This is a genomic window from Streptomyces sp. V3I8 (assembly GCF_030817535.1).
In the GTDB taxonomy this organism is placed as follows: Bacteria; Actinomycetota; Actinomycetes; order Streptomycetales; family Streptomycetaceae; genus Streptomyces.
The window spans coordinates 1,186,911-1,210,601 of the sequence record NZ_JAUSZL010000002.1; the positions used below are offsets into that span (position 1 = coordinate 1,186,911).

Sequence of the window (23,691 nt, forward strand, 5' to 3'; positions counted from 1 at the left end):
CCCGCCCACCACCGTCACCACGGCGACAGCAACGGCAACAGCGGAAGAAGAGACGAGAGAGGTTCTCCGACATGACCGAACAACCGGCCGTGACCGGCCCCGGACTGCACGAGTACCCGATGAGGCGAAGCTGCCCCTACCACCCGCCGACCGAGTACGCCGAACTGGCCGGGCAGGGCCCGCTGGCCGAGGTGCGGCTCTTCGACGGCAGCACCGCGTGGCTGGTGACCCGGCACCGGGAGGCGCGAGCGATGTTCGCCGACGCCGCGATGTTCTCCTCCGACCACGACAATCCCGCGTTCCCGATCCTCGCCGAACGGGAGAGGAACTTCCCGGAGTTCACCCAGGAGCTGTTCGGGCTGGACGGGGAACGCCACCGGGCGCGCCGCCGCATGCTGCTGCCGCGCTTCACCGCCAAACAGGTGGAGCGGTTGCGTCCGATGATCCAGCGGATGGCCGACGAGCTGATCGGCGAACTGCTCGGGCTGGAGCCTCCCGTCGACCTGATCGCGGTGCTGGGCAGGCCGCTGCCGTCGCGGGTGATCTGCAGGATGCTCGGCATCTCCTACGAGGAGCACGAGCTGTTCGAGGTGCACGCCCAGGGCATCATGCAGGCACCGGACCTGGAACAGGCGGTGGCGGCCGGCCGGGAGCTGCTCGACTACCTGGTACAGGTGGTGGACGCCAAGCGGAAGAACCTGGGCGACGACCTGCTGAGCACGCTGGTCACGGAGCGGCTGAACACCGGCGAGCTGACCTCGACCGAGGTGTCGAAGCTCATGGTCGCCCTTCTGATCGGCGGTCAGGAGACGACCACCAGCATGATCGGCCTGGGCACCCTGACCCTGCTCCAGCACCCGGACCAGCTCGCCGAGATACGCGAGAACCCGGAGCTGCTGCCCGGTGCGGTGGAGGAGCTGATGCGGTTCCTGTCCATCGCCGACCTGACGACGCTGCGGGTGGCGACCGCCGACGTGGAGGTGGCGGGCCGGACCGTCAAGGAGGGCGACGGGGTCATCCTGTCCACCGCCGCGGCCAACCGCGACGCGGCGGTCTTCGACGACGCCGACACCTTCGACATCCACCGGGACACCCAGGGCCACCTGGGCTTCGGCCACGGACCGCACAGGTGCCTGGGCGAGAACCTGGCCCGGGCCGAGCTGGAGATCCTCTTCGGCACCCTGTTCGAGCGGATCCCCACGCTGCGGCTCGCGGTGCCGATGGACGAGGTCTCCATGAAGGTCGGCATGACGCTGGAGGGACTGCACGACCTCCCCGTCACCTGGTAGCCGCTCCGGAACGGCCCCCGAACCCGCCCGAACCCTCAGGGCCGCCCCACGGCCCTGAACGGCCCTTACAGGTGAGGAACCACGTATGGACGATCGCAACGCCGTCGTCGAGATCTGTGACCGCATGGGATGGCACAGCGACCGGCACGAATGGGACCGGGCCGTCACCCTGTTCACCCCCAAGGTCCTGCTGGACCACACCAGTCTGCTCGGCGGCTCACCGACCACGGTGACCGCGAGGGAACTCGTCGACTCCTGGAAGGCGGTGCTCGGCGGCTACGACGCCTCCCACCACCTGATGACCAATCACCTGGTGGCGTTCGAGGGTGACACCGCGCACTGCACCGCTTCGTTCCAGGCGACGCACCGCCTCGACAACCCCATGGGCTCCCCGCTGTGGCGCATCGGCGGGACCTACCGCTTCCACCTCGTGCGCGCCGGCACCGGCTGGCGCATCGACGAGCTGGCGATGACCATCCTCTGGACCGAGGGGAACCGGAACATCCTGGACCTCGCGGCGGAACGGCAGTCGAAGGCCGCCCGGCCGGAGCAGGGACGGCACTGAGCGCACCCGGGGGAGCGCGGCGCCCCTGGCGCCGCGCTCCCCCGCGGACCACGACGGACACCGGCGCACATCACCGGGAACCACGGGAACACCGGCGAAGACGGGAAGAGACCATGACCCACGTGAACGACGCGGCGGCGCCCCAGCGAGGCAGGCGCGCGCTGGTGACGGGCGGCACCCGCGGCATCGGCCTGGCCATCGTCCGCAGGCTGGTCGCCGAGGGGGCCACCGTGGTGACCTCCGCGCGCAAGGAGGCGCCCGTCCCCGACTCGGTCCGCCTGGTGACCGCCGACTCCAGCACCCCGGAGGGTGTGCGCGAACTCGCCGACGCGGCCCTCGGCATCCTGGGCGGGGTGGACATCCTGGTGAACAACGCCGGCGGTGCCAGCAGCGGCGGCATGCCCCACCTCGGCGGTCACGCCGCCATCCCCGACGAGGACTGGGTGGAAGCCCTCAGGAGCAACTACCTCGCCGCGGTACGGCTGGACGCGGCGGTCCTGCCGTCGATGCTCCGGCAGGGCAGCGGGGTCATCATCGAGATGGCGTCGACGGTCGCCCGGCGGCCGGTCGGCGCCCTGCTGCACTACGGCGCGGCGAAGGCGGCGCTCCTCCACTACGCCAAGGGCCTGGCCGCCGAGGTCGCCCCGCACGGCATCCGCGTCAACAGCGTGCTCCCCGGGCTGGTGCGGACCTCGGCCATGAGCCTGGTCGCGGACAGCATCCAGGGCGCCACCGGGCAGGACGGCGACGCGGTGGTGCACATGATGGTCCAGATGGAGGGCGCCCCCATGAAGGGGACCAGCGAGCCGGAGGACGTCGCCGATCTGGTGTCCTTCCTCGCCTCCGAGCGCGCCTCCCGTATCACCGGCGCCGAGTACGTGGTGGACGGCGGCGCTCTCGCCACCGCCTGAGGGCGCCGCGGCCGGGGCGCCCGGCGCCTCGGCCCGCTCGCCCTCCTCGGCTCACGTCCGCCGGGAGTCCTTCTTGGTCGCCTGGACGAGATTGATGCCGAGCAAAGGACTGCCGTACCAGTAGCCCGGGCCCAGGGGGCGCAGGGTGCTGTCCCCGCCGAGGTGGGCGACGTACCTCCGAGCGGCGAACCAGAAGTCGGCGACGATCAGGCGGCCGCCCGGCCTCAGCACGCGCATCGCCTCGTCCAGCGCCTGGTACTGCAGCTCGGGCGGCTCGATGTTGTGGATCGCCAGGGCGCTGGTCACCACGTCGAAGGAGTCGTCCGCGAAAGGCAACGCGGTCATGTCGGCCGTGTGCACCTCCACCCGGTCCGCCACCCCGGCCGCGGCGGCGTTGGCGAGAGTGATCTCCGGGCGGTTGCCGCTCTGGTCCTTGCCCGCCCACAGGTCCACGGCGACGGCCTTCCCGTCCGGCAGCCGTTCCGCCGCCGCAACCAGTACCGCGCCACGCCCGCAGCCCAGGTCCAGCAGCTCCTCGTCGCCCTTGAGGCCGGCCCGGTCCAGCTCCTTCTCCCAGATGGCTAATTTCCCGCGCAGTGTGGTGTGCAGGTATATGCCGGTGCCGGCGGTCAGCAGCGCGCCCGCGGCCGCCGTCACCGCCCGTCCCCTTCGCCACCGCACGGATGCCAGGCCGAAGGCCGCCGCGGCCGCACCGAGGGTCGAGACGAAGCCCGGGGCGTCCACGCCGTACCGGGGCCAGGAGGTCCGAGCCGGTCCGGCGTCGTCGCTGCGGCCGGGCTCGTGCATACCGTTCGCCATATGCGTCATAGCCGCAGTGTGGCATGGGGAAGGGGCCGCACCGCCGTACGGGAGAGGTTTCCGGACGCGGCTGGGGCGGCTCGGGAAAGAGTGCCGGAACACCACCCGAAGGCCCTCCTCCGGCGGCGATCCCGGAAACTCCACAGGTGCCGTCCGGACGCCCGCGGTCGAGAGGTGAGGACGGCGCACAGCCGCTTCACGCCGAAGCGGCGCTGCCGGCCGGCGACGGACCGGAAGCGGTTCACCGGGGCGGTTTTCCTGCCCATGACGGGGACCCCGGGAATTCCGAATCCGGCGGCGTTCCGCGGTTCGGAGTATGCGGACCTGGTCTTTATGAGTGACGTCGGTAACCACCCGGGGCCGGTGGTAGTTGGGAGCGCGAAACCACAGTTCGACGTGACAGGAGCAGGGCGATGACGGAACAGACGGACCAGGTGTTCGACGTGCAGGACGTCGCGGTTCTGCTGCAGGAGCACTTCGGCCTTCCGGCGGACGAGCTGACCCCCACCACGACCGTCGGGGAACTCGGCCTGGACTCCCTGGGGCTGATGGAGCTGACGGTGATCCTGGAGGAGCGCACCGGCGTCGACATGCACGACCGGATGGGCGACCTCTCCGCCTCCGACACGCTCACGCAGGTGGCCCGCGCCGTCGGAGGCTCCACCGTGAATGGCTCGCAGGGTCACAGCCCCGAATGACCGCCGATCGCATCCCCGCGCGCACCGCCGTCACGCACGTGCGCGGTCGCGTCGATCTGCTCACGGAGCTCGAACCGGTCGTCGCCCGTGAGTTCGACCGGCATCTGGCGGAGGCCCAGGAGTGGTTTCCGCACCAGTACATTCCGTGGAGCGGCGCCCGCGACTTCGACGGACCCCTGGACGGCGAACCGTGGCAGCCCGGCCAGTCGGCGCTGACCCCGGCCGTGCGGGACGCGCTGCTGGTGAATCTGCTCACCGAGGACAACCTGCCCAGCTACCACCATGAGATCGCCTCGCGTTTCGGACGGGACAGCGCCTGGGGAAGCTGGGTGCACCGCTGGACCGCCGAGGAGGGGCGGCACTCCGACGCCCTGCGCGGCTACCTGCACGCGGTACGCGGCGTGGACCCGGTGGAGCTGGAACGTGCGCGGATGGCACATGTGGGCACCGGCTACGACAGCGGGCAGCCCACCGTCGCGCACGCGCTGGCCTACGTCACGGTCCAGGAGCTGGCCACCCGCGTGGCCCACCGCAACGCGGGCCAGGCCTGCCGGGATCCGCACGGGACGCGGCTGATGAGCCGTATCGCGGCCGACGAGAACCTGCACATGATCTTCTACCGGACCGTCTGCGCGGACGCGTTCGACCTGGCTCCGGACCGGATGGCCGGCGCCTTCGCGGACGTCGTCTGCGACTTCCGGATGCCCGGGCACGGCATCCCCGGATTCGGCGGCCGGGCCGCGCGCATCGCGGCGGAGGGCATCTACGACGCGGCCCTGCACCACGACCGCGTGCTGATGCCGTTGCTGCGCAGCCTGCGATTCATGGAGCGCTCCGGCCTGGGGCCCGGCGGGGAGGAGGCCCTCGACCGCGTCGGCCGGCATCTGGAGACGCTCGCCGACAAGGGCCGGCGCCTTCAGGAACTGCGCGGCCGGCGCCGGAGTCTCGTGGACCGCGGTGTCCTGCCGGGCAACAACACCAAGGCGGGGGCACCCCATGGGTCGTGAGGTGGCCGTCACCGGCCTCGGCCTGATCACACCGGCCGGCGACACCCCGGACACGAACTGGAAGACGCTGGTACGGGGCAGGTCGCTGGCCGCCCGGAACCCGGAGTTCGAGGGACTGCCCGTCGACATCTCCTGCGATGTGCGGGACTTCGAGCCGCAGACGGAGCTCGGCCCCCGGCTCACCCGCCGCCTGGACCGGTTCGCGCATCTCGGCCTGGTGGCCGCCCGCCGCGCGGTGGCGGACGCGCGGCTCGGCATCGGGGACTGTCCCCCGGAACGCGTCGGAGTCGTCCTCGGCGTGGGCTCCAACAGCCTGCGCACCTACGTCGCGGAGTTCACCAGGCTGGGCGAGGGCCGCCCCAGGGCGGTCTCACCGCTCGCGCTGCCGCGCAGTGTGCCGAACATGGTGGCCGGTGAGATCGCCCTCGACGTAGGGGCGCGGGGACCGAACTTCACCGTCTCCAGCGCCTGCGCGTCGGGAGGTACGGCACTGGGTGTGGCCCGGGGCATGCTGCTGGGCGGCATGTGCGACGTCGTCCTCGCGGGCGGCAGCGACTCGTGGTCGCGCATGACCGCCACCTGTTTCGGGCAGATGCGTGCGCTGTCCTCCCGTACGGACCGGCCCGAACGGGCCGCACGGCCCTTCGACCGTGACCGCGACGGCTTCGTCCTCGCGGAGGGAGCGGCCGTACTGGTCCTCGAACGTCTCGACCACGCACGGGCCCGGGGAGCACGCCCGCGGGCCCTGCTGTGCGGCTACGGCGCCTCGGCCGACGCCCACCACCCCACGGCGCCGCACCCCGAGGGGAGGGGCGCCGAGCAGGCGGTGCGGCAGGCACTGGCCGACGCGGGACGCGCACCCGAGGAGGTCGGACACGTCAACGCGCACGGCACGGCGACTGTGCTGGGGGACGCCGCCGAGGCCAGGATGCTCCGGCGGGTCTTCGCGGCGGCCCCGCCCGCGGTGACGGCGTCCAAGAGCGTCGTCGGCCATGCGCTGGGGGCGGCCGGGGCCATCGAGGCGGCGTTCACCGTGCTGGCGCTGGAGCGCCAGGAGGTGCCCCCGACGGCCAATCTCGCCGAGCAGGATCCAGGGCATGAACTGGACGTGGTCACCGGCCGCCCCCGTGCGGCCCGCTTCGACCTCGCGCTGTCCACGTCCTTCGGCTTCGGCGGACAGAACGCGGCGCTGCTCCTCAGTACGGTGTGACACCGGGCCCCTTCCTGCGGGGTGCCCGGACGTGGTCCTGACGTGTCGTCACTGCCCGGGAGCGGTCGCCCGGACCAACCGGTGCGCTTCGTAGGCCTCCCGGCATGCCGTGCGCCGGAGCTTTCCGCTGCTGGTCATGGGCAGGGTTCCGGCCCGCACGGCAACCAGCTCGTGCAAATCGACACCGTGCCTGGTCATCAGGGCCGTGCGCACCGCCCGCTCCGCGTCCGCGCCCGTCGTCGGCTCGCGTACGGCCCTGAGGTTCACCTCGGCGACCACGACCAGGCGTTCACGGCCGGCGGACTCGAACCGGAAGGCAGCGATCCGGCCCGGCCGGAAGGCCGGCGCGGCGGCCGAGACGGTGGCCTCCAGGTCGGTGGGCCAGTGGTTCCGGCCGTTGATGATGACGACGTCCTTGACGCGGCCGGTCACGTACAGCTGACCGTCCGCCAGGAAGCCGAGGTCCCCGGTGCGCAGCCAGGCGCCGTCCGCGTCGTCGCCCATCCCCTGGGGCCGGTCGTGGAAGGTCCCGACGGTGGGGTCTCCCGCGTAGCCGGGGCTCACGTTGCCGCCGCAGGTCCAGATCTCGCCGACGCGGTGGTCGGGCAGGACCTGCCCGGCCGGGTCGGTGACACAGACCCGCTGCTCCACGGGCACTCCGCAGCTGACCAGTTCGACGACCCGCTCGGCCGCCGCACCCGTGCCCACGGCGGTGTCCGTGTCCGTGACGACCGCGTGTCCGCGGGCCAGGGCCTCCCGGTCGCAGGTGAGCACGCGCGGTGCCTCGTCCACGGGCACATAGGTGACCACGAGGGTGGCCTCGGCGAGACCGTAGGACGGGGTGTGCGCTTCGGGGCGGAACCCGCAGCGCGCGAAGTGCTCGGTGAAGCGGCGCAGGCTCGACGCCCGGACCGGTTCACCGCCGTTGCCCAGGGTGGTCAGGCTGGACAGGTCGAGGTCGTCCAGCGCGGTTCCCTTCACCCGCTCCACGCACAGGTCGAGGTTGAAGCACGGCCCGGTGGTGATGGTGCCGCGCCACCGGCTGATCGCGCCGAGGTAGGTGAGGGGCCTGCGGATGAAGTCGGCCGGCCCCATCAGGACGCAGGAGGCCCCCAGCCCGACGGGTCCCAGCACCCCGGCCATCAGCCCCAGATCGTGGTAGAGCGGCAGCCAGCTGACGACGACGCTCGACGGGCCGGTCCGGGAGGCGGTACTCAACTGGGCCACGGCCCGGGCGATGTTGCCGTGCGTGATCTGCACGCCGCGGGGCGCGGACGTCGACCCGGAGGTGTACTGCAGATACGCGACCGCCTCCGGACGCAGGTCGGGGGGAAGCCGGTCGTCGCACCGGTCGCCGGGCACCTGGTCGGTCCGGACCACGTCGAGGGCGGCGAGCCGCGGGTCGCCGGCCAGCAGGCGGCGTACGTCCTGGTCGCCCGCGTCGTCGGTGAGCACCGCTTCGACGCCGCCACCGGACAGCACCGCCGAAAGACGCTCGGCGCCCCACACCGAGTCGGCCTCGCACAGGGGGACGGCGACGACTCCCGCGTACAGACAGGCGAGGAAGGCCACGACGTACTGCGGACCCTGCGGGTACACCAGGGCCACCCGGCGCCCGGCCCCGCACCGCGACCGCAGTTCGGCGGCGACGGCGCGGACCCGGCGGTCCAGCTCGCCGTAGGTCCAGGTGAGCGGCTCGTCCACGGTTCCGCCCCGCCTGCCGACGAAGCGGTAGGCGACGGCGGAGGACCGGTCGTGCGCGAGGCCGCGCAGCCGCACCACGGGATGGTGCGCCGGCAGGGCGGACCAGGCCGGCACTGCGTCGACGGCCTGGGAGGATTCGGTGAGTGAAGCCGACACGGTCCGGGTTCTCCTCTGTCTCGGTCGGTGAAAAGGGCGTTTCAGGGCAGCCGCACGAGGGCCGGGGCGAATCCGGCCGGCGGCGGCGGGAGTTCGGCGCCCGCGGAGGCGGCGGCGTACACGTAGGCGTCGGGGCGCAGCGCGACGGTGGCCGCGCGGTGTGCGGCGAGCCAGGGCAGCAGGATGTTGTCGGTGTCGACGACGGTGTCCGCCGCCGGGCGGGACCCGGCGGGCACGACGGTGAGGGACGGGACGTTCCACCGGGGCTGCGGGGTGGCGGCGGTGCGCGCGTGCAGCAGCAGCCAGCCGCCGCCGAGCACCTCGTCCAGCCGTACGTGCCTCCCGTCGGACGCGGTGACCCGGGGCTGCGGGACCTGGCAGCCGGAGGCGCGGGTCCGGGGGCGGGCCTGGAGTCCGGTGTCGTAGCGGGCGACGGGGATCCAGTGGGAGTCCTGCAGCCACTGGGTGAAACCCGGTACGCGGTTGAGGAGCGGAAGCACGCTGTCCCGCAGCCAGGTGAGGGGGCGCCGGCGTTCGGTGATGATCCGGCCGACGAACACCGCGCGCCTGGTCACCTCCACGACATGCGGTCTGCGCTCGGCCTCGTAGCTGTCCAGGACCGACGCGGGCAGCTCGCCGCGCAGCACGGAATCCAGTTTCCAGCAGAGGTTGCCGACGTCGCGCACCCCGGCCGCCATGCCCTGGCCGATCCACGGCGGCATGGCGTGGGCCGCGTCGCCCGCGAGGAAGACGCGTCCTGCCCGGAAGCGGTCCGCGCAGCGGACGTGGTGGCTGTAGACGGTGGCCCGCACGCTCCTGATGCTGTCCGGGCCGATTCCGTAGCGGGCCACCAGCGCGTGGATCGCCTCCTCGGTCGTCAGGTGGTCCTCGTCGTCGGCCGGCAGGACGGGGAACTCCCAGCGGTGGTGTCCGAGCGGTGTCGGACAGTCGACCGCCGGGCGGGCCGGGTCGCAGCGGAAGCGCAGCCGGTCGTGGTCCGGCCACGGCCTGAGCATCTCCGTGTCGACGACCACCCAGCGGTCCTCGTACGTGCGCCCCGCGTACCCCACGCCGAGCTGTGTCCGGGTGCGGCTGGCGCCGCCGTCGGCCGCGATGACGTACGAGGCGCGCAGCCGGTCCGGGGCGCCGGCGGGGCCGGCCACCGTCAGGTCGACGCCTTCCGCGTCCTGGCGCACACCCAGGCACTCGTGCCGCGGCAGCACCGTCACGTTGGGGTAGCGGGCCGCTCCCTCGCGCAGTACCCGTTCCACCGCGGGCTGGTAGAGGAACAGCTGCGGCGCGTGACCGTGCCCGCGCGGGGTGGGGCAGGCGCGGATGAAGACACGGCCGCGCGCGTCCACGAAGTCCACCGGCCGCTCAGCGAGCATGTCCTCCTTCAGCCGCTCGGCGAGTCCGGCGCGCTGCCAGATCCGCATCACCTCCTCGTCGGTGGAGATGGCGCGGGCGCGGGGGTAGACCTCGGCGTCACGCTCCAGCACCACGACGTTCAGGCCACGCGCGCCCAGCAGGTTCGCCGCCGTCACGCCCGTCGGCCCGTACCCGATGACGGCCACGTCGTACGCGGCGTCCTGGCTCCCTGTCGCCCTCATGGCCGGTGGCAACGTTGCCCACCACCCGTCATGTCGTTCCCCTCATGTCCGTTCCCCGCCTTCGGCCGGACTCGGCCGAACCCGACCCAGGAGACCGCCACGTGACCGGCTCCGGCTCCATCCGCCGCATCGACGTCCACCAGCATCTGCTCCCGCCCTTCTACCGCGGCCTCCTCGCCAGGTCGGGCATCACCGGGGCGGGCGGCCGCGCCCTGCCCGACTGGAGTGCCGAGGCGGCGCTGCGGTTCATGGATCTGCTGGGGACGGCCACCGCCTTCGTGTCCCTCTCCACACCCGGCACCGGCTTCCTCACCGATCCGGGCGAGGCCGTCGCCCTGGCGCGCCGCCTCAACGACTTCTCCGCGTCCCTCCCGGCCGAACACCCGGGCCGGTTCGGCTGGTTCGCCACCCTGCCCATGCCCGACGCCGTCGCCTCCGCCGCCGAGGCCGCGCGGGCCCTGGACCGGCTCGACGCCGACGGCGTCACGCTGCTCGCCAACAACCGGGGCACCTACCTCGGCGCGGACGGCCAGGACGTCCTGTGGCGGACCCTGGACGACCGCGCCGCCGTCGTGCTGGTCCACCCGGCCGACCTGCCCGCACCGGCCGTCCAGGACATTCCGCCGTTCGCCGCGGACTTCCTCCTGGACACCACACGGGCCGCGTACCTGCTGGTACGGAACGGCGTCGTCCGCCGTCATCCGGGCATCCGGTTCATCCTCGGCCACGCGGGCGGCTTCGTGCCGTACGCCTCCCACCGCATGGCCGTCGCGATCGCCGCCGACACCGGCCGCAGCCCGCTGGACGTCCTGGACGACTTCCGCGCCTTCTACTTCGACACCGCCCTGTCCTCCAGCCCCGCCGCCCTGCCCACCCTGCTCGCCTTCGCCCGCCCCGGGCACGTCCTGTTCGGCAGCGACTGGCCCTTCGCCCCCGCGCCGGCCGGCCAGTACTTCGCCACGGGCCTCGACACGGGCGTCGGTCCGGACACCCTGACGGCGGTCAACCGGACCAGCGCCGGGGCTCTCTTCCCCCGTCTCGGCGGGGCGGGGGTGCCGGCCCCCCGGACGGACCTGCGCCGGGGCGCGCAGCGCACCCTCGCCCGTCTCATGTTCAGACTGGTGCAGCCCCGCACCGGCTGAGGGCCGCTTCCGGGGGCGGATCAGGACAGCAGCTCGCGGAGCAGGGACAGCACGGCGGTCTGCTGCTGGTCCGGATGGCAGAAGTAGTGGTCCCCGGAGAAGGTCTCCAGCCGGAAAGCGCCCTTGGTCACCTGCTGCCACGCCCTCATCCCTTCCTCGTCGACCAGCGGGTCGCGGCGGCCGTGCAGCGCGGTGACCGGCGCGTCGAGGCCCGCGTCCGTCGTCCACGGCACGGCCCCGTGGACGACGCGCAGATCGGCGCAGCCGACCGGCTCCAGCACACCGGCCAACTGCTCCCCGGCGTCCGCGCCGAGACTCTCCCGCACGGCACGCCTCAACTGCCGCGGACGTTCCCCGTACGTCTTGAGCAGCTCCGCGGCGGACGGCCAGGTGGAGTGCCCGAGGGACCGGTAGGCCTCCGCGATCCGTGCCGCCACCGGGTTGGGTCCGAGGGAGGGCGAGGTGTAGGCCGCGACGAACAGGTGCCGCAGCGGCCCGCCCCGGACCGTGCCGAACTCGTGGGCGAGCCGGTACGCGAGCAGGGCGCCCATGCTGTGCCCGTAGAACGCGAAGGGCCGGTCGGTGTACGGAGTCAGCGCCTCGGCGAGCAGGCCCACGGCCTCCTCGCAGTCCTCCAGCAGACGCTCCCGCCAGCGCTCCTCCCGGCCCGGCAACTGCACCGGGCAGACGTCGATGTCCTCCGGCAGCGCTGTCGCCCAGGCGCGGAAGACGGACGCGCCGCGCCCGCCGTACGGCAGGCAGAACAGCCGCACCCGGGGGTTTCGGCCGAGGCGCTGGTGCCGCAGCCAGCGGGCCGGGTCACGGGAGACCTCGGTCCGATGCCGTTGCCCGGTGGGCTCCCGGTCCCCGGCGTCCGCCGGGGTACCGGCCCCGGGGACGGAGCGGAAAGCGGGCAGTCCGGCGAGCAGGACCGCCAGTTCGGCCACCGTGGGACCGTCCACCAGTACGTCCAGCGGTACGTCGGCGCCGAGGTCCGCGGACAGCCGCTGGCGCAGTGCCAGCGCCGCCAGGGAGTCGAGTCCGAGTTCGGCGATCGACCGCTCGCGCATCTCCTCGGCGTCCACGGCGACCAGACCGCTCAGCACGTCCGTCAGGTGGGCGACGAGGATCTCCGGCTTCCGGTCCGGTGCGGCCCGCCGCACCCGCCGTACGAGGTCGGCCCGCTGGGGCCCTTCCTCGGGGGTCCGGCCACCCGCCGCCGCGCCGGCTGTGCCCCGGTGGCCGAGCAGGTGCGGGCCGACCAGTCCGGAGGGCAGGAGGCGAACCGCCGCTCCGTGGCACTCCGCGAGCAGGCGCCCCTCGGGGCCGAAGAGCCGGTAGCCGCCCACCAGGCCGTACTCGTCCGCCGGTCCGGCCAGCCGGAAATGGACCCACAACGGCCCGGGACCGGAACCGGGGGTGTTGTCGAGACCGAACCGGCCCAGCGAGGCGGTGATGAACGCGGCATCGGCGGGCAGCCGTTCACCCGCGGCCAGGACGTACAGCTGGGCGCAGGCGTCCAGCACTCCCGGGTGCAGGCGTTCGGGGCCGGGCCGGGCGCCGCCGTGACCGGGGCCGTCCGCACCGGTGGCGCGCAGCCGGGCCAGCACTTCCCCGCCGCCCGACCAGGCCTCCTCGACACACATGACGGAACCGCCCAGCGCCACCCCGCGTGCGCGCAGCTCCCGGTAGAAGGTGTCTCCCCAGGTGTGGACCGGCAGGCGCTCACGGATCGTCCGGCGGCCCTCCTCGGACAGACCCGGTCCGGACACGGCGGGAACGGAGGAAACCGAGGAAGTGGAGGAAGTGGAGGGACACGTACGGAACTCGCCGTGCGCATGCCTGACCCAGCGGGTCTCCTTGTCGACCACACTGTGCACGCCGAAGGACCGCCAGCCATCGCCCCGCGCGTCGCCCTCGATGACGATCTGCACCGTACGGCTCTCGTCGGCGGCGAACCTGAGCGCCTGTTCGAACCCCACCTCGCGCAGCTCGTACGAGGGCGCCCCGCCCAGCTCACCGGCGATGTCCGTCAGCAGGTCGTGGTAGTGGCCCAGATGCAGCACCCCGCCCGTGTCGGCCAGCGCGGGCAGCAGTCGCCGGCTGAGAACCGTCTCGAACTGGTGGCCCCGCAGGGGGGACCGCACCGGCCTGAGCACCGGCGCACCTACGACGGGACCGACGGGGGAACCGCCGGACGCGGGCGCGACCGCGTCCGGCCGATGCGCGGCTGCGGCCAGGAAGGCGTCGGCGCGCGGCACCGGCGGGGCGTGCCGGGTGCGCCGGAACGGGTAGGTCGGCAGAGGCAGGCGGGCCCGGCCCGCACCGTCGTGGAGCCCGTCCCAACTGACAGCGGCTCCGGCGCGATAGGCCGAGGCGAGCCCGTCGAGCAGCGTGGGCCACAGTGCGCGGCTGCCGTGGGCGGCGGGATCGTCCGAAGTCGTACGGGTGATCGTCCACCACAGGGTGTCCTGCACCCGCTCGGACCCGTCCGTGGCCGCGTCCGGGGCCGGAGCCGGAGCCGGAGCCGGACCGACGGTGAGGAACGTTCCGTAACCGCTGTCCGTCAGCGGGGCGAGCAGCGCGCGTACGTCCTGGCGGGCGTCCGGCCGGTCCGCCGCCGACAGCCAGAAGGCGGGGTCGGTCGGTGATCCGCCGTTCGCCTCCGGCCCGGTACCGGTACCGGCGCGGGTACCGGTGAGGAAGCGCAGTCGGGGCGCGGCCAGCGCGGTCGCGGGCGCCGGACCCGTACCGCGGCGGGCCGCGAGGTACGCACCGGCGGTCGGTACGTCCATGATGCCGGCGACGCAGGCGGCGGCCAGAGCACCGACACCACGGCCGCCCACCGCGGCGGGGGCGAGACCCCAGCGGTCGGTCAGCAGCCGGGACAGCGCGAGCTGGTGGGTGAAGCGGGTCAGGTCGGCCGCGAGCGGTCCGAGCCGGGACAGCGCGGCCGGGTCGGCCGGTGTACGCGGATCCGGTACCTCGCCGGCCCGTCCGGCCGCGGTGGCACGCAGCAGGGCCGCGCATTCCTCGTGCGCGGCGCGGAAGCCGGGACTGTCGGCGTACAGCTGCGCGGTGTGTTCCGCGGCCTGGACGAGGTCCGCGTCGAGGAACAGGGCCGTGTGCCGGCCCGTGCGGCAGGGCCGGTCCGGCAGGGGGCCGTCCGCGATGCGGCGCAGTTCGGCGCCGAGTTCCCTGCCGCCGGAGGTGGTCACCAGCGCGGTCCGGTACGGAAGGTGGCGGCGGCGCGTCCCGAGGGTGTGGGCGATGTCGGCGGGTTCCGCGTCGGGGTGGGCGCCGACCCAGTCCGCGAGGCGGTGCACGAGGTCCCGCAGGGCGCCGGGGTCCGCGGCGGACAGCGGCAGCACGTGGACCCCGTGCCCCGGCCGAGAGGCTGCTTCCGGGTGTTCGGGGATGACCGGCGGGGCGTCCTCCAGGACGACGTGGGCGTTGGTGCCGTTGAACCCGAAGGAGCTCACCCCCGCGAACCGCCCGCGTCCGCCGGCCGGCCAGGGCAGTGACCGGTCGGGCAGGATCACCGGGCAACCGTCCGTGCCCAGCCGGGGGTTGGGCTCCTTCAGGTGGAGGTTGCCCGGGATCCGGCCGTGCCGCAGCACCTGCACGGTCTTGATGAGGCCGGCCACGCCGGCGGCCGGTTCCAGGTGCCCGACGGCGGACTTCAGCGCGCCGAGGACCAGGGGGCGCGACGCGGGCCGGCCCCGGCCGAGGACGTCGACCGCGGCGCGCACCTCGATCGGGTCGCCGAGCGGCGTCCCGGTGCCGTGCGTCTCCAGATATCCCACCTGGTGCGGGTCGATCCCGGCGTCCCGCAGTGCCTCGCGCAGCAGCTCCCGCTGCGCGCGTTCGCTGGGCACGGTCACTCCGCCCGCCCTGCCGTCGTGGTTGACGGCGCAGCCGCGCACGACCGCCAGCACGGGGGCCCGCACCGCGCGGGCGTCGGACAGCCGCATGAGCGCGACCAGACCGCAGCCCTCGGCCCGGACGTAGCCGTCGGCGGAGGTGTCGAAGGTCCGGCACCGGCCGGTGGGAGACAACGCACCCATCTTGCACAGGGCGACGTACGGTTCCGGCGCGAGCAGCAGATTGACGCCGCCGGCCAGCGCGGCGTCGCACTCCCCCAGGCGCAGGCTCCGCACGGCCAGCTGGACGGCCACCAGCGACGAGGAACACGCGGTGTCGACGACGAGGGCCGGTCCGTGCAGGCCCAGTGTGTGGGCGATCCGCCCGGCGGCGACGCTCGGGGCGGCGCCGGTGGCGGTGAACGGCCCGACCGCCGCGGACGGCACCGGCACCCGGGAGTGGTCGGAGCCCGACATGCCGACGAAGACACCGACCCTTCGCGAATCCGGCCGTTCGGCGAGGAGCCCGGCGCTCTCCAGCGCCTCCCAGCCGGTCTCCAGCAGCAGTCGGTGCTGCGGGTCCATCTGGGCCGCCTCCTGCGCGGAGATGCCGAACAGACCGGCGTCGAAGGCGTCGATGTCCCCGGTCAGGAAGCCGCCGCTGGTGGTGTACGTCCGGCCCGGCGCCTGCGGGTCGGCGCAGTAGTAGGGCGCTGCCGGCCATCGGTCGGCGGGAGCCTCGGTGATCGCGTCACGGCCCTGTTCCAGCAGTTCCCACAGTGCCTGCGGCGAGTCGGCGCCGCCGGGCAGCCGGCAGCCCATGCCGACCACGGCGATCGGCTGGTTCCGGGCCGACCGCTCCCGCGCCAGCTCGGCGCGGAGGGAACGGATGGCCGTCAGGGACCGCTGGAGCAGGTCTTCCTGCCGGGCCGTCACAGTCCCAGCTCCGTCAACTCACCGGCCAGCGCGTCCCGCAGCTCGTCCGCGTGGTCCTGCCGGGTGACGGCCAGGAGCGGCAGCGTCCGGGCGAGCCTGCCGAGATCGGCGTGCAGCACGCCGAACTCCGGTCCGCCGTCGGTCAGGGAGCGGTCGAACGCCTCGGTGGCCAGGTCCGTGTCCACCGGGACCAGACCGTGCCGGCGCAGCAGGTACCCCTCGGTCGCCGCGTCGACGCGCATCCCGCCATCCCGCATGTACGGCCAGATCAGCGCGATGGCACGGCCGGTGCGTTCGCCGCGGGCGCGCAGCGCCTCCCGGTGCCGGGCGAAGGCGGTGAGGAACGCGCCGGCGTAGCCGTAGTCGCTCTGCCCGGCGTTGCCGGTGAGTGCGGTGAGCGACGAGAACATCATGAAGAAGTCCAGGTCGTCGTCGCGGGTGAGGGCGTCCAGGTGGACGGCGCCGGCGAGTTTCCCGGCGAGGACCGCGTCCACGTCCCGCGGGGACTTGTTGGCCATGAGCGCGTCCTGGATGTGACCCGCCGCGTGGACGACACCCCGGAGGCGCCCGTGCCGGCCGCGTACCCCTGCCAGCAGGCGGCTGACGTCGTCCTCGCGGCCCACGTCCGCGACGACGTGTTCGACGGTGGCGCCGAGTTCCGTGATCCGGTCGATCGCCTCCTGCTGCCCGCGGGTGGGCACCGACCGGCTCGCGAGGACCAGGCGGCAGCGGGGAGCGCTCCGGGCCAGGTGCTGCGCGAACACGAGGCCCAGCGCCCCGAGACCGCCGGTGATCAGGTAGGTGCCGTCCGGGACGAGCCGGACCGCCGGCGGCGCCCCGCCGGCCGGGTCGAGCAGCCGTGTCCGCCGCGTCAGGCGGCCGGCCGGGGTGTGGCGGACCTCGGCGGGAGGATCCGTGAGCCCGAGTTCGACGCCGCACGCCTCGATCACCCGCGCCGGTCCGGGCGGGGCGTCGGCCGTTTCGCCGGCGACGGCCACGGCCTGGCAGAGCAGCCGCGGGCTCTCGAGCCGTACGCAGCGCGCGAATCCGCCGAACGCCTCCACCAGGGGCCGTGGCCCCTCGTCCTCGGCGTACTCGTCGAGAACCAGCAGACGCACCTGCCCGGGGAGGGCGACGAGGCAACGGGCCAGCGGGAGCACCGAGCGGATACCGGCGTCCAGGCGTTCGTCGAGTGTCGCGGCGCCCGTCCCCGCGCCGCTCGCCCAGCGGTGGACGAACACCCCGGGCATCCCGCCGGGCCGGGCGGCGAGGTCCTCCACCAGCCGGACGCAGTCCTTGTCGTCCCCCGGCCGTACGGTGTACTCGTCGTCGCCCGTGCGGTCGTACCGTGCCGCGGGCCGGACCAGGACCACCGGGGCGTCCGAGCCCCGCTCGCGCAGGCGCCGGGTCAGCGTCCGGGCGAGTACGTCGTCCGTGTCGAGGATCACGGCTCCGGTCGACCAGACGGCGCGGGCGTCCACCGGACCGGACGGCGGGGCCGCCTCCCAGATCCCCTCGTAGAACGCCTTCTCGAACCGCGGTTCCGGAACCGGATGGTCGGCGGACGACGGCGGCACGGCCGGTGCCGCCGTCACCGCGGACCGCGGGGTGTCCGAGCCGATCCTCTCCAGCAGGTACCGCGCCAGCTCCGTGACGGTCGGGTGGTCGAACGTGACGGTCGCGTACATCGGTACGCCGAGTTCCTCCTCGATCCGGGTACCGAGCTGGACGGCGAGGACCGACTCCAGTCCGAGCTCGGTGAAGCCGCGGTCGGGGTCGGGCAGGGTGCCCGGGGTGTAGCGCAGCAGCCGGCCCAGCTCCGCGCGAAGCCGTTCCACGAGGAAGGAGTGCCGCTCGCTCTCGGGGAGCGCCACCAGCGTGGCGAGCATGGTGGTGTCCGGGTCGCCGGCGGGGGCTGTCTCCGGGACGTCCGCCGCGGCGTCGTCGAACCAGTGGCGTTCCCGGCTGAACGGATACAGCGGGGCGGGCGTCCGGCGGGGACTCTCGTCCGCCGGGTACATCTCCTGCCAGGCCCAGGAGGCGCCTCGCGCCCACGCGCGGGCGATGTCGTCCCACTTCCCGCGCTCCGCGAGCGCGGCCAGCTCACCGGCGACCGCCCTCGGCCGGGGTCCGCGCCGTGCGACGCCCGTGTGCACCACCGGGGCGTCGCCCGCGCGGTCCGGGTCCGCGCCGTCCGGGTCCGCGCCGTCCGGCCGGGAGCCGTCGCCCAGGTAGGCGTCCAGTGCGCGGACCGCCTCGTTCCGGTCGGCGGCGACGAACGCCAGCCGGTGCGGCAGGACGCCGCGTCCGCACTGCAGGGTGTACGCCAGGTCGAGCAGAGCGCCGGCTTCGTCGAGGTCCTCCCCGGACCCGCGCGTCTCCCCGTACGTCCGCTCGGTCAGGAAGGTGCGCAGTCGTGCGGCGTACCGCCGCAGTGCGGCCTGGTCGTCCGCGGACAGCACCAGGACGCGGGGGCGGCGGCCGAGCGGACGCCGAGGCGCCGGCCGGGGAGCCTCCTCCAGTACGAGATGGACGTTGACGCCGCCCGCGCCGAAGGAGCTGACGCCCGCCCGGAGCGGCAGCGGCGTGCCGTCGGCGTCGCGCAGGGGCTCCCAGTCACCGCGTTCGGTCTGGACCCGGAACGGGGTGTCCCCGAAGGGGATCTCGGGATTGGTGCGGTCGGAGTGCAGCAGGGTGGGAACCAGCGTGCGGTGCTTCAACTGCAAGGCGGTTTTAGTGAGTTGGACGATTCCGGCCGCCGCTTCCGCATGCCCGATGTTGGACTTCACCGATCCGATGGCGCAGTACTGGCCCGGTCGGGCGGCAGGGGCGAACGCGTCGGTGAGGGCCCGCAGTTCGATGGGGTCACCGAGGCTGGTGCCGGTGCCGTGGGCCTCGACGTAGCCGACCGTGTCCGCGGTGACGCCCGCCGACCGCAGCGAGGCCCGGACCAGTTCGGTCTGGGCGACCGGGTTGGGCACGCTGTAGCCCAGGGTCCGGCCGTCGCTGTTGACCGCCGAACCCTTGACGACCGCGTAGACATGGTCGTTGTCGCGCAGTGCCTGCCGCAGCGGCTTCAGCAGCACGGCGCCGACCGCCTCGGCCGGCACGTAGCCGTCCCCGCCCGCGCCGAACGCCCGGCACCGGCCGTCGCTCGCGAGGAAACCGGCCTGGTCGAGCATCATGTACTTCGTCGGGTGGAGGGAGAGGTTGACGCCTCCGGCGATCGCCGCGTCGCACTCGCCGCGCCGGATGCTCTCGCAGGCCAGGTGCACCGCGTACAGGGACGAGGAGCAGGCGGTGTCGACGGCGAGGCTGGGACCGCCGAGGTTCATCAGGTACGACACCCGGTTCGCCACGGAGAACGTCTGCGACTCGACCGCCACCCACTCGCCCCGGGCCACCGCCTCGGCTCCGAACAGCTGGTAGTTGTTGTAGGTGACGCCGCAGAACACGCCGACCGGCGCCCGGTGGTCGCCGGCCCCGGGGGCGGCGAGGGCCGCGGGCGGGTAACCGGCGTCCTCCACGCACTCCCAGGCCGTCTCGATGAAGAGCCGCTGCTGCGGATCGAGGAACCGGGCCTCCCCCGGCGCGATGTGGAAGAACGTCGCGTCGAAGGCGTCGACGTCGTCCAGGAAGCCGCCCCAGCGCGGCCAGTCGTCGCCGTGCCGTTGTCGCGCGAGTTCGGCGTAGCGGCGGTAGCCGGGACGGTCCACGGGGATGTCGCCCACGGCGTCCACGCCGTCGAGGAGGCCGCGCCAGAACTCCGCCACGGTGCGGGCGCCGGGGTAGCGGCCGCCGATGCCGACGATGGCGATGTCACGGTCCGCCGGGGCCTCCGCGGCCGCCTCGGAGAGATCGGCGCGAGGTCCCGAAGCCGGGGTGGGGACGGATGCGGGGACGGGGGCGGGGGCAAGGACGGGAGCGGGGGCCGTGGCCTGTCGGGCGAGGTAGGACGCCAGGTCGCGGAGGGTTTTGTAGGTGTAGAAGACCGTGGTGGACAGCGGCCCGTAGCGGTCCTCCAGGCGTCGGCGCAGTTGAAGCACCGCGACCGAGTCCAGGCCGAGTTGCTCGAACGGGGTGTCCGGGTGGATCTCGGACCGGTCCCACCGCAGCACCTGCGCGAACTCGTCCAGCAGCGCCTCGGCGATGTCGTCTCCGGTGGGCGCGGTCGGGTGGGGGGTGCCCGCACTCCGGCCGGTGTCCGCCGGGGCGGGGACGCCGCCCTCCTGCGGCCGGGGCCAGAACCGGCGCCGTTCGAAGGGGTAGCCGGGCAGGGGCACGCGGCGGTACGTGCCTGCCGGGCGCAGCGCGGACCAGTCCAGGTCGACGCCCGACGTCCACAGTCGGGCGAGCCGGTCGAGGTGGCCGTCAGCGGTGAGCCCGGCGAGGTAGGCGGCGCCCGGCGGCTCCGCTCCGAGGTCGGCGAGGGCGTCCACGGCGACTCCGGTGTGGACGCCCGGGGTGTCGGCCTCGTTGGTGCAGAAGCCCTCCAGAGCGGTCCGCAGCTCCGTGAGGTCGTGCGCGACGACCGCCAGCCGGTGCGGCATGGCTTCCCGCCCCGTCTGCAGGGTGGCCGCCACGTGCGGCAGGTCCGGCGTGTACGGCGGTTCGTGCGCCGGGGCGCCGTGGGATGCGTACGCCGGGGCGTCGTCGGGTGCCGGGGTGGCACGCAAGTAGGCGGCGAGCTGTCCGGCCGCCGCCCGTAGCCGCTCGGCGGAGCGGGCGGACAGCGGCACGATGTGCGCCCGGCCGTCCGGTCGCGGCTCGGGCGCCGTGGTCGCCGGAAGGTACTCCTCCAGCACCACGTGGGCGTTGACGCCGCCGAAGCCGAACGAGCTGATCCCGGCGCGGCGGGGCAGCTCGTCGCCGTCGGGTCCGACGGGGCGGGGCCAGGCGCGGGACCGGTCGAGCAGGTGGAAGGGGGAACCGGTCAGCCGCAGGTGCGGGTTGGGGGCGGTGAAGCCGCGCAGGGCGGGCCGGCGCCCGTGTCGCACGGCGAGCACCGCCTTGACCAGTCCGGCCATGCCCGCGGCGGCTTCCAGGTGCCCGATGGAGGTCTTCGCCGAGCCGATGCCGCAGTGCGGTTCGTCCGGGTCGGCCAGGCCCCAGTCGTCGTACAGCGTCCGGAAGGCCTGTCGCAGTCCGTCGACCTCGACCGGGTCACCGAGTTCGGTACCGGTGCCGTGCGCCTCGATCAGGCCGGCGGTGGACGGATCGAGGCCGGCCTCCCGCCAGGCCTCGACGATCACGTCGGCCTGGCGGTCCGGGCCCGGAGCGGTGAGGGAGGCGGTCCGGCCGCCGTGGCCGACCGCGCTGCCCCGGACGACCGCGTGGATGTGGTCGCCGTCGGCCTCGGCGCGGGCGAGCGGCTTGAGCAGGACGGCGGCGACGCCTTCGCCGCGCACGTATCCGTCGGCCCGTGCGTCGAAGGTCTTGCAGTGGCCGTCCGGGGCGAGCATGCCCGCCTGGCCGAAGGAGACGAAGCCGCTGGGCGCGGCGAGGACGTTGACGCCTCCGGCGATGGCCTGCTCGCACTCGCCGAGCCGGATGCTGCGGATGGCGCGGTGCACGGCGACCAGGGAGGACGAGCAGGCGGTGTCCACCGGCTCGCTGGGACCGCGCAGTCCCAGCAGGTAGGAGACGCGGTTGGCGAGTACCGAGTGCGCGAGGCCGGTGGCCGTCCGGGCGTCGACCGGGGTGCCGGCGGTGGTCAGCGCCTCGATGTAGTCCATGCCGCTGACCGCGGCGAAGACCCCGGTGCGGCTGCCGGCCAGGTCGGACGGGCGGTGGCCCGCGTCTTCCAGGGTGTGCCAGACGGTCTGCAGGAACAGTCGTTGCTGAGGGTCCATCAGCAACGCCTCCCCGGGGGAGATGTCGAAGAAGGAGCAGTCGAAGGCGGCGGCGTCACGGAGGAAGGCGCCCCACCGGTGGGGTGCCGACGGTCCGCGGGACGTCTCGCGACCGCCGTCGGACGCCCGCCAGTCCCAGCGGTCGGCGGGGACCTCGCCGACCGCGTCGTGTCCGGCGAGCAGGTTCGCCCAGAACGTGCGGAGATCGTCGGCGCCCGGGAAGACGCCGCTGATCCCGATCACCGCGATCGGCTCACCTGTCACCGTCGCGGTCTGCGCGGCGCCCGTGGCCTGCGTGACACGCGTGACCTGCGTGACCGCGGCCGGCGGCCTTTCGGCCGGCCGAACGACGGGGGCGGTCCGGGGCGCCGCAGGCGCCGGGTCGGCCTCGCCGGCGGTCGGAGCCGGCCGGCCGGCCGGGTACAGGTGCGGCATGCGGTCCCGGTGCGCCGACGCCAGATGGCGGGCGAGCGCTTCCACCGTGTGGTGCTCGAAGAACACCGACGGCGCCACATCGGCTCCCAGATGGTCACTGAGCCGGCCGGAGAACTCGATGAGCTGTACGGAACCGAAGCCGAGCGCGGTGAGTTCGGCCGCCGGGGTGACCGCGCCGTCCTGCCGGCCGGTGGCCGTCAGCATCTCCCGCACGCCGTGCAGCAGATCGCGTTCGAGGAGCCGTACGTACGTCTCGTCGTCCCGGGGCGGTGGTGCGGGGACCGGGACGGAGGCGGGAACGGGGGCGGGAACGGGGGCAGGGGCGGGGGCAGGGGTGGGAACCGGCCGCGCCGCTCGGACGGCCCGGACCATTGCGATGACCGCCGTACCGGGTCCGACCTGCTGGAAGTCGTCCACGCCCGCGTCGAGCAGATGGCGCACCGAGTCCGTCCAGCGCACGGGTGCGGTGATCTGGCGGACCAGTTCGGCGCCGATGTCCCGGCGGTGCGGCGCGGCGGTGGTGTTGGCGATCACCGGAATCCGCGGCGGCGACAGCGCGAACCCGGTGACGAAGCCGGCGAACGCCTCGGCCGCGTCGGCCATGTGCCGGGAGTGGAACGCGCCGCTCACGGGCAGCGTGTGGCAGCGGGCGCCGGCTGCCACCAGGTGCGGGCGGACACGGTCGATGCTCTCGACCGGTCCGGAGATCACCAGTTGGTCGGGGGTGTTGTGGTTGGCGATGTCGAGGTCGTCGCCTGCGCGGCGGGCCAGCACGTCGGTGAGCTCTTCGGCGCCGAGACCGATGACCACGGCCATGCCCCCGCCGGTGGCGAGGGCCATCAGTTCGGCGCGTCGCCGCACCAGCCGCAGGCCGGTGGCGAAGTCGAAGACACCGGCGGCTTCGAGGGCGTTGTACTCCCCCAGACTGTGGCCGGCCAGGAAGTCCGGCGGGTCGTCGTGCCGTTGCGACCAGTCCCGGTGGGCGAGGGCGTTGACGACGTACAGGGCGGGCTGGGTGTGGCGGGTGTCGCCGAGTTTCCCGTCGGGGTCGCTCAGGCACAGCCGCTCGACGGACTGCCCGAGGATGTCGTCGGCCTGGGCGGTGAGGTCCGGGAATTGTGTGAAGAGTTCCCCTCCCATGCCGCGGTGCTGGGAGCCCTGCCCGGGGAACACAAGCGCGATCACTGCTGATTGCTCCGAATGAAGGGAATCGAGTGGACGGGGAGTGAAGCCGGCACGCTCCGGGCTCCCCTGTGTCGCGGTCGATGATCGGGTCGGACGTGGACACGGACCACCAACGCGCGACCCCCGTCCCAGGACACGGCCGATACCGGAGGTTCCACCGTCGCCCCGCGCCGTGAGAGTTCCTATAGCAAAAAGGAGACGCAAGAAAGGATATTTCAGAACGGCCTTGCGTTTTCCCTCCGACGGTCCTGTCGTCGCCGGTGATACCGTGCCGTTTCCCTCTTCCTCCCTCATTCCATCGCGGGCCGC

12 protein-coding genes are annotated in these 23,691 nt (G+C 73.7%); 7 read left to right on the forward strand and 5 right to left on the reverse strand.

Annotated elements, in window-relative coordinates:
• Nucleotides 1-71: 71 nt before the first annotated feature.
• The 3 genes from QFZ75_RS05390 (at nt 72) to QFZ75_RS05400 (ending at nt 2,765) form a co-directional block, all read left to right on the forward strand.
• Nucleotides 72-1,289, forward strand: a complete 1,218-nt coding sequence (locus QFZ75_RS05390; protein WP_307534280.1) for a cytochrome P450 — start codon at nt 72-74, stop codon at nt 1,287-1,289.
• An 85-nt stretch (nt 1,290-1,374) separates the two neighbouring features.
• Entirely contained in the window at nt 1,375-1,854 is a 480-nt protein-coding gene (locus QFZ75_RS05395) for a nuclear transport factor 2 family protein (RefSeq protein WP_307534284.1), read from the forward strand.
• Between the two features lie 113 nt (nt 1,855-1,967).
• Entirely contained in the window at nt 1,968-2,765 is a 798-nt protein-coding gene (locus tag QFZ75_RS05400) for an oxidoreductase (protein ID WP_307534287.1), read from the forward strand.
• Nucleotides 2,766-2,816: 51 nt separating this feature from the next.
• On the opposite strand, the gene QFZ75_RS05405 is transcribed toward QFZ75_RS05400, so the two are convergent.
• Nucleotides 2,817-3,593 carry a class I SAM-dependent methyltransferase gene (locus QFZ75_RS05405; RefSeq protein WP_307534289.1) on the reverse strand — a complete coding sequence of 259 codons (777 nt, stop codon included), beginning with the start codon at nt 3,591-3,593 and terminating at the stop codon, nt 2,817-2,819.
• Between the two features lie 404 nt (nt 3,594-3,997).
• Between QFZ75_RS05405 and QFZ75_RS05410 the strand changes: the two genes are divergently transcribed.
• From QFZ75_RS05410 to QFZ75_RS05420, 3 genes are read left to right on the forward strand one after another with little or no spacing between them, the layout of a single operon-like run.
• Nucleotides 3,998-4,282, forward strand: coding sequence for an acyl carrier protein (locus tag QFZ75_RS05410; RefSeq protein WP_307534292.1), 285 nt, complete (start codon nt 3,998-4,000; stop codon nt 4,280-4,282).
• Nucleotides 4,279-5,289, forward strand: coding sequence for an acyl-ACP desaturase (locus QFZ75_RS05415; RefSeq protein ID WP_307534294.1), 1,011 nt, complete (start codon nt 4,279-4,281; stop codon nt 5,287-5,289). Before QFZ75_RS05410 ends, QFZ75_RS05415 begins: the two co-directional genes overlap by 4 nt.
• Entirely contained in the window at nt 5,279-6,499 is a 1,221-nt protein-coding gene (locus QFZ75_RS05420) for a beta-ketoacyl synthase (RefSeq protein WP_307534296.1), read from the forward strand. The genes QFZ75_RS05415 and QFZ75_RS05420 overlap by 11 nt, the downstream gene beginning before the upstream one ends.
• A gap of 48 nt (nt 6,500-6,547) precedes the next feature.
• Here QFZ75_RS05420 and QFZ75_RS05425 read toward each other — a convergent pair whose 3' ends face one another.
• Together QFZ75_RS05425 and QFZ75_RS05430 are read right to left on the reverse strand one after the other, a co-directional pair.
• Nucleotides 6,548-8,359, reverse strand: coding sequence for a fatty acyl-AMP ligase (locus tag QFZ75_RS05425; protein ID WP_307534298.1), 1,812 nt, complete (start codon nt 8,357-8,359; stop codon nt 6,548-6,550).
• 41 nt (nt 8,360-8,400) lie between these two features.
• A complete protein-coding gene (locus tag QFZ75_RS05430; protein ID WP_307534299.1) occupies nt 8,401-9,969 on the reverse strand; it encodes a bifunctional 3-(3-hydroxy-phenyl)propionate/3-hydroxycinnamic acid hydroxylase in 1,569 nt (522 codons plus the stop codon).
• A gap of 101 nt (nt 9,970-10,070) precedes the next feature.
• Between QFZ75_RS05430 and QFZ75_RS05435 the strand changes: the two genes are divergently transcribed.
• Nucleotides 10,071-11,111, forward strand: coding sequence for an amidohydrolase family protein (locus QFZ75_RS05435; protein ID WP_307534301.1), 1,041 nt, complete (start codon nt 10,071-10,073; stop codon nt 11,109-11,111).
• 20 nt (nt 11,112-11,131) lie between these two features.
• On the opposite strand, the gene QFZ75_RS05440 is transcribed toward QFZ75_RS05435, so the two are convergent.
• Together QFZ75_RS05440 and fabD are read right to left on the reverse strand one after the other, a co-directional pair.
• Nucleotides 11,132-15,910 (reverse strand): beta-ketoacyl synthase N-terminal-like domain-containing protein, encoded by a 4,779-nt coding sequence (locus QFZ75_RS05440; protein ID WP_307534302.1) that lies wholly within the window; start codon nt 15,908-15,910, stop codon nt 11,132-11,134.
• Complete coding sequence (fabD, locus tag QFZ75_RS05445; protein WP_307534304.1) at nt 15,907-23,382, reverse strand: ACP S-malonyltransferase; 7,476 nt, start codon at nt 23,380-23,382, stop codon at nt 15,907-15,909. The genes QFZ75_RS05440 and fabD overlap by 4 nt, the downstream gene beginning before the upstream one ends.
• Between the last annotated feature and the right edge of the window lie 309 nt (nt 23,383-23,691).

What these genes read in the sequence shown, in the direction of transcription:
- QFZ75_RS05410 (WP_307534292.1), top strand. Translation starts at nt 3,998, where the DNA reads ATGACGGAACAGACGGACCAGGTGTTCGACGTGCAGGACGTCGCGGTT.
- QFZ75_RS05400 (WP_307534287.1), top strand. Translation starts at nt 1,968, where the DNA reads ATGACCCACGTGAACGACGCGGCGGCGCCCCAGCGAGGCAGGCGCGCG.
- QFZ75_RS05390 (WP_307534280.1), top strand. Translation starts at nt 72, where the DNA reads ATGACCGAACAACCGGCCGTGACCGGCCCCGGACTGCACGAGTACCCG.
- QFZ75_RS05395 (WP_307534284.1), top strand. Translation starts at nt 1,375, where the DNA reads ATGGACGATCGCAACGCCGTCGTCGAGATCTGTGACCGCATGGGATGG.
- QFZ75_RS05405 (WP_307534289.1), bottom strand. Translation starts at nt 3,593, where the DNA reads ATGACGCATATGGCGAACGGTATGCACGAGCCCGGCCGCAGCGACGAC.
- QFZ75_RS05415 (WP_307534294.1), top strand. Translation starts at nt 4,279, where the DNA reads ATGACCGCCGATCGCATCCCCGCGCGCACCGCCGTCACGCACGTGCGC.
- QFZ75_RS05420 (WP_307534296.1), top strand. Translation starts at nt 5,279, where the DNA reads ATGGGTCGTGAGGTGGCCGTCACCGGCCTCGGCCTGATCACACCGGCC.
- QFZ75_RS05430 (WP_307534299.1), bottom strand. Translation starts at nt 9,969, where the DNA reads ATGAGGGCGACAGGGAGCCAGGACGCCGCGTACGACGTGGCCGTCATC.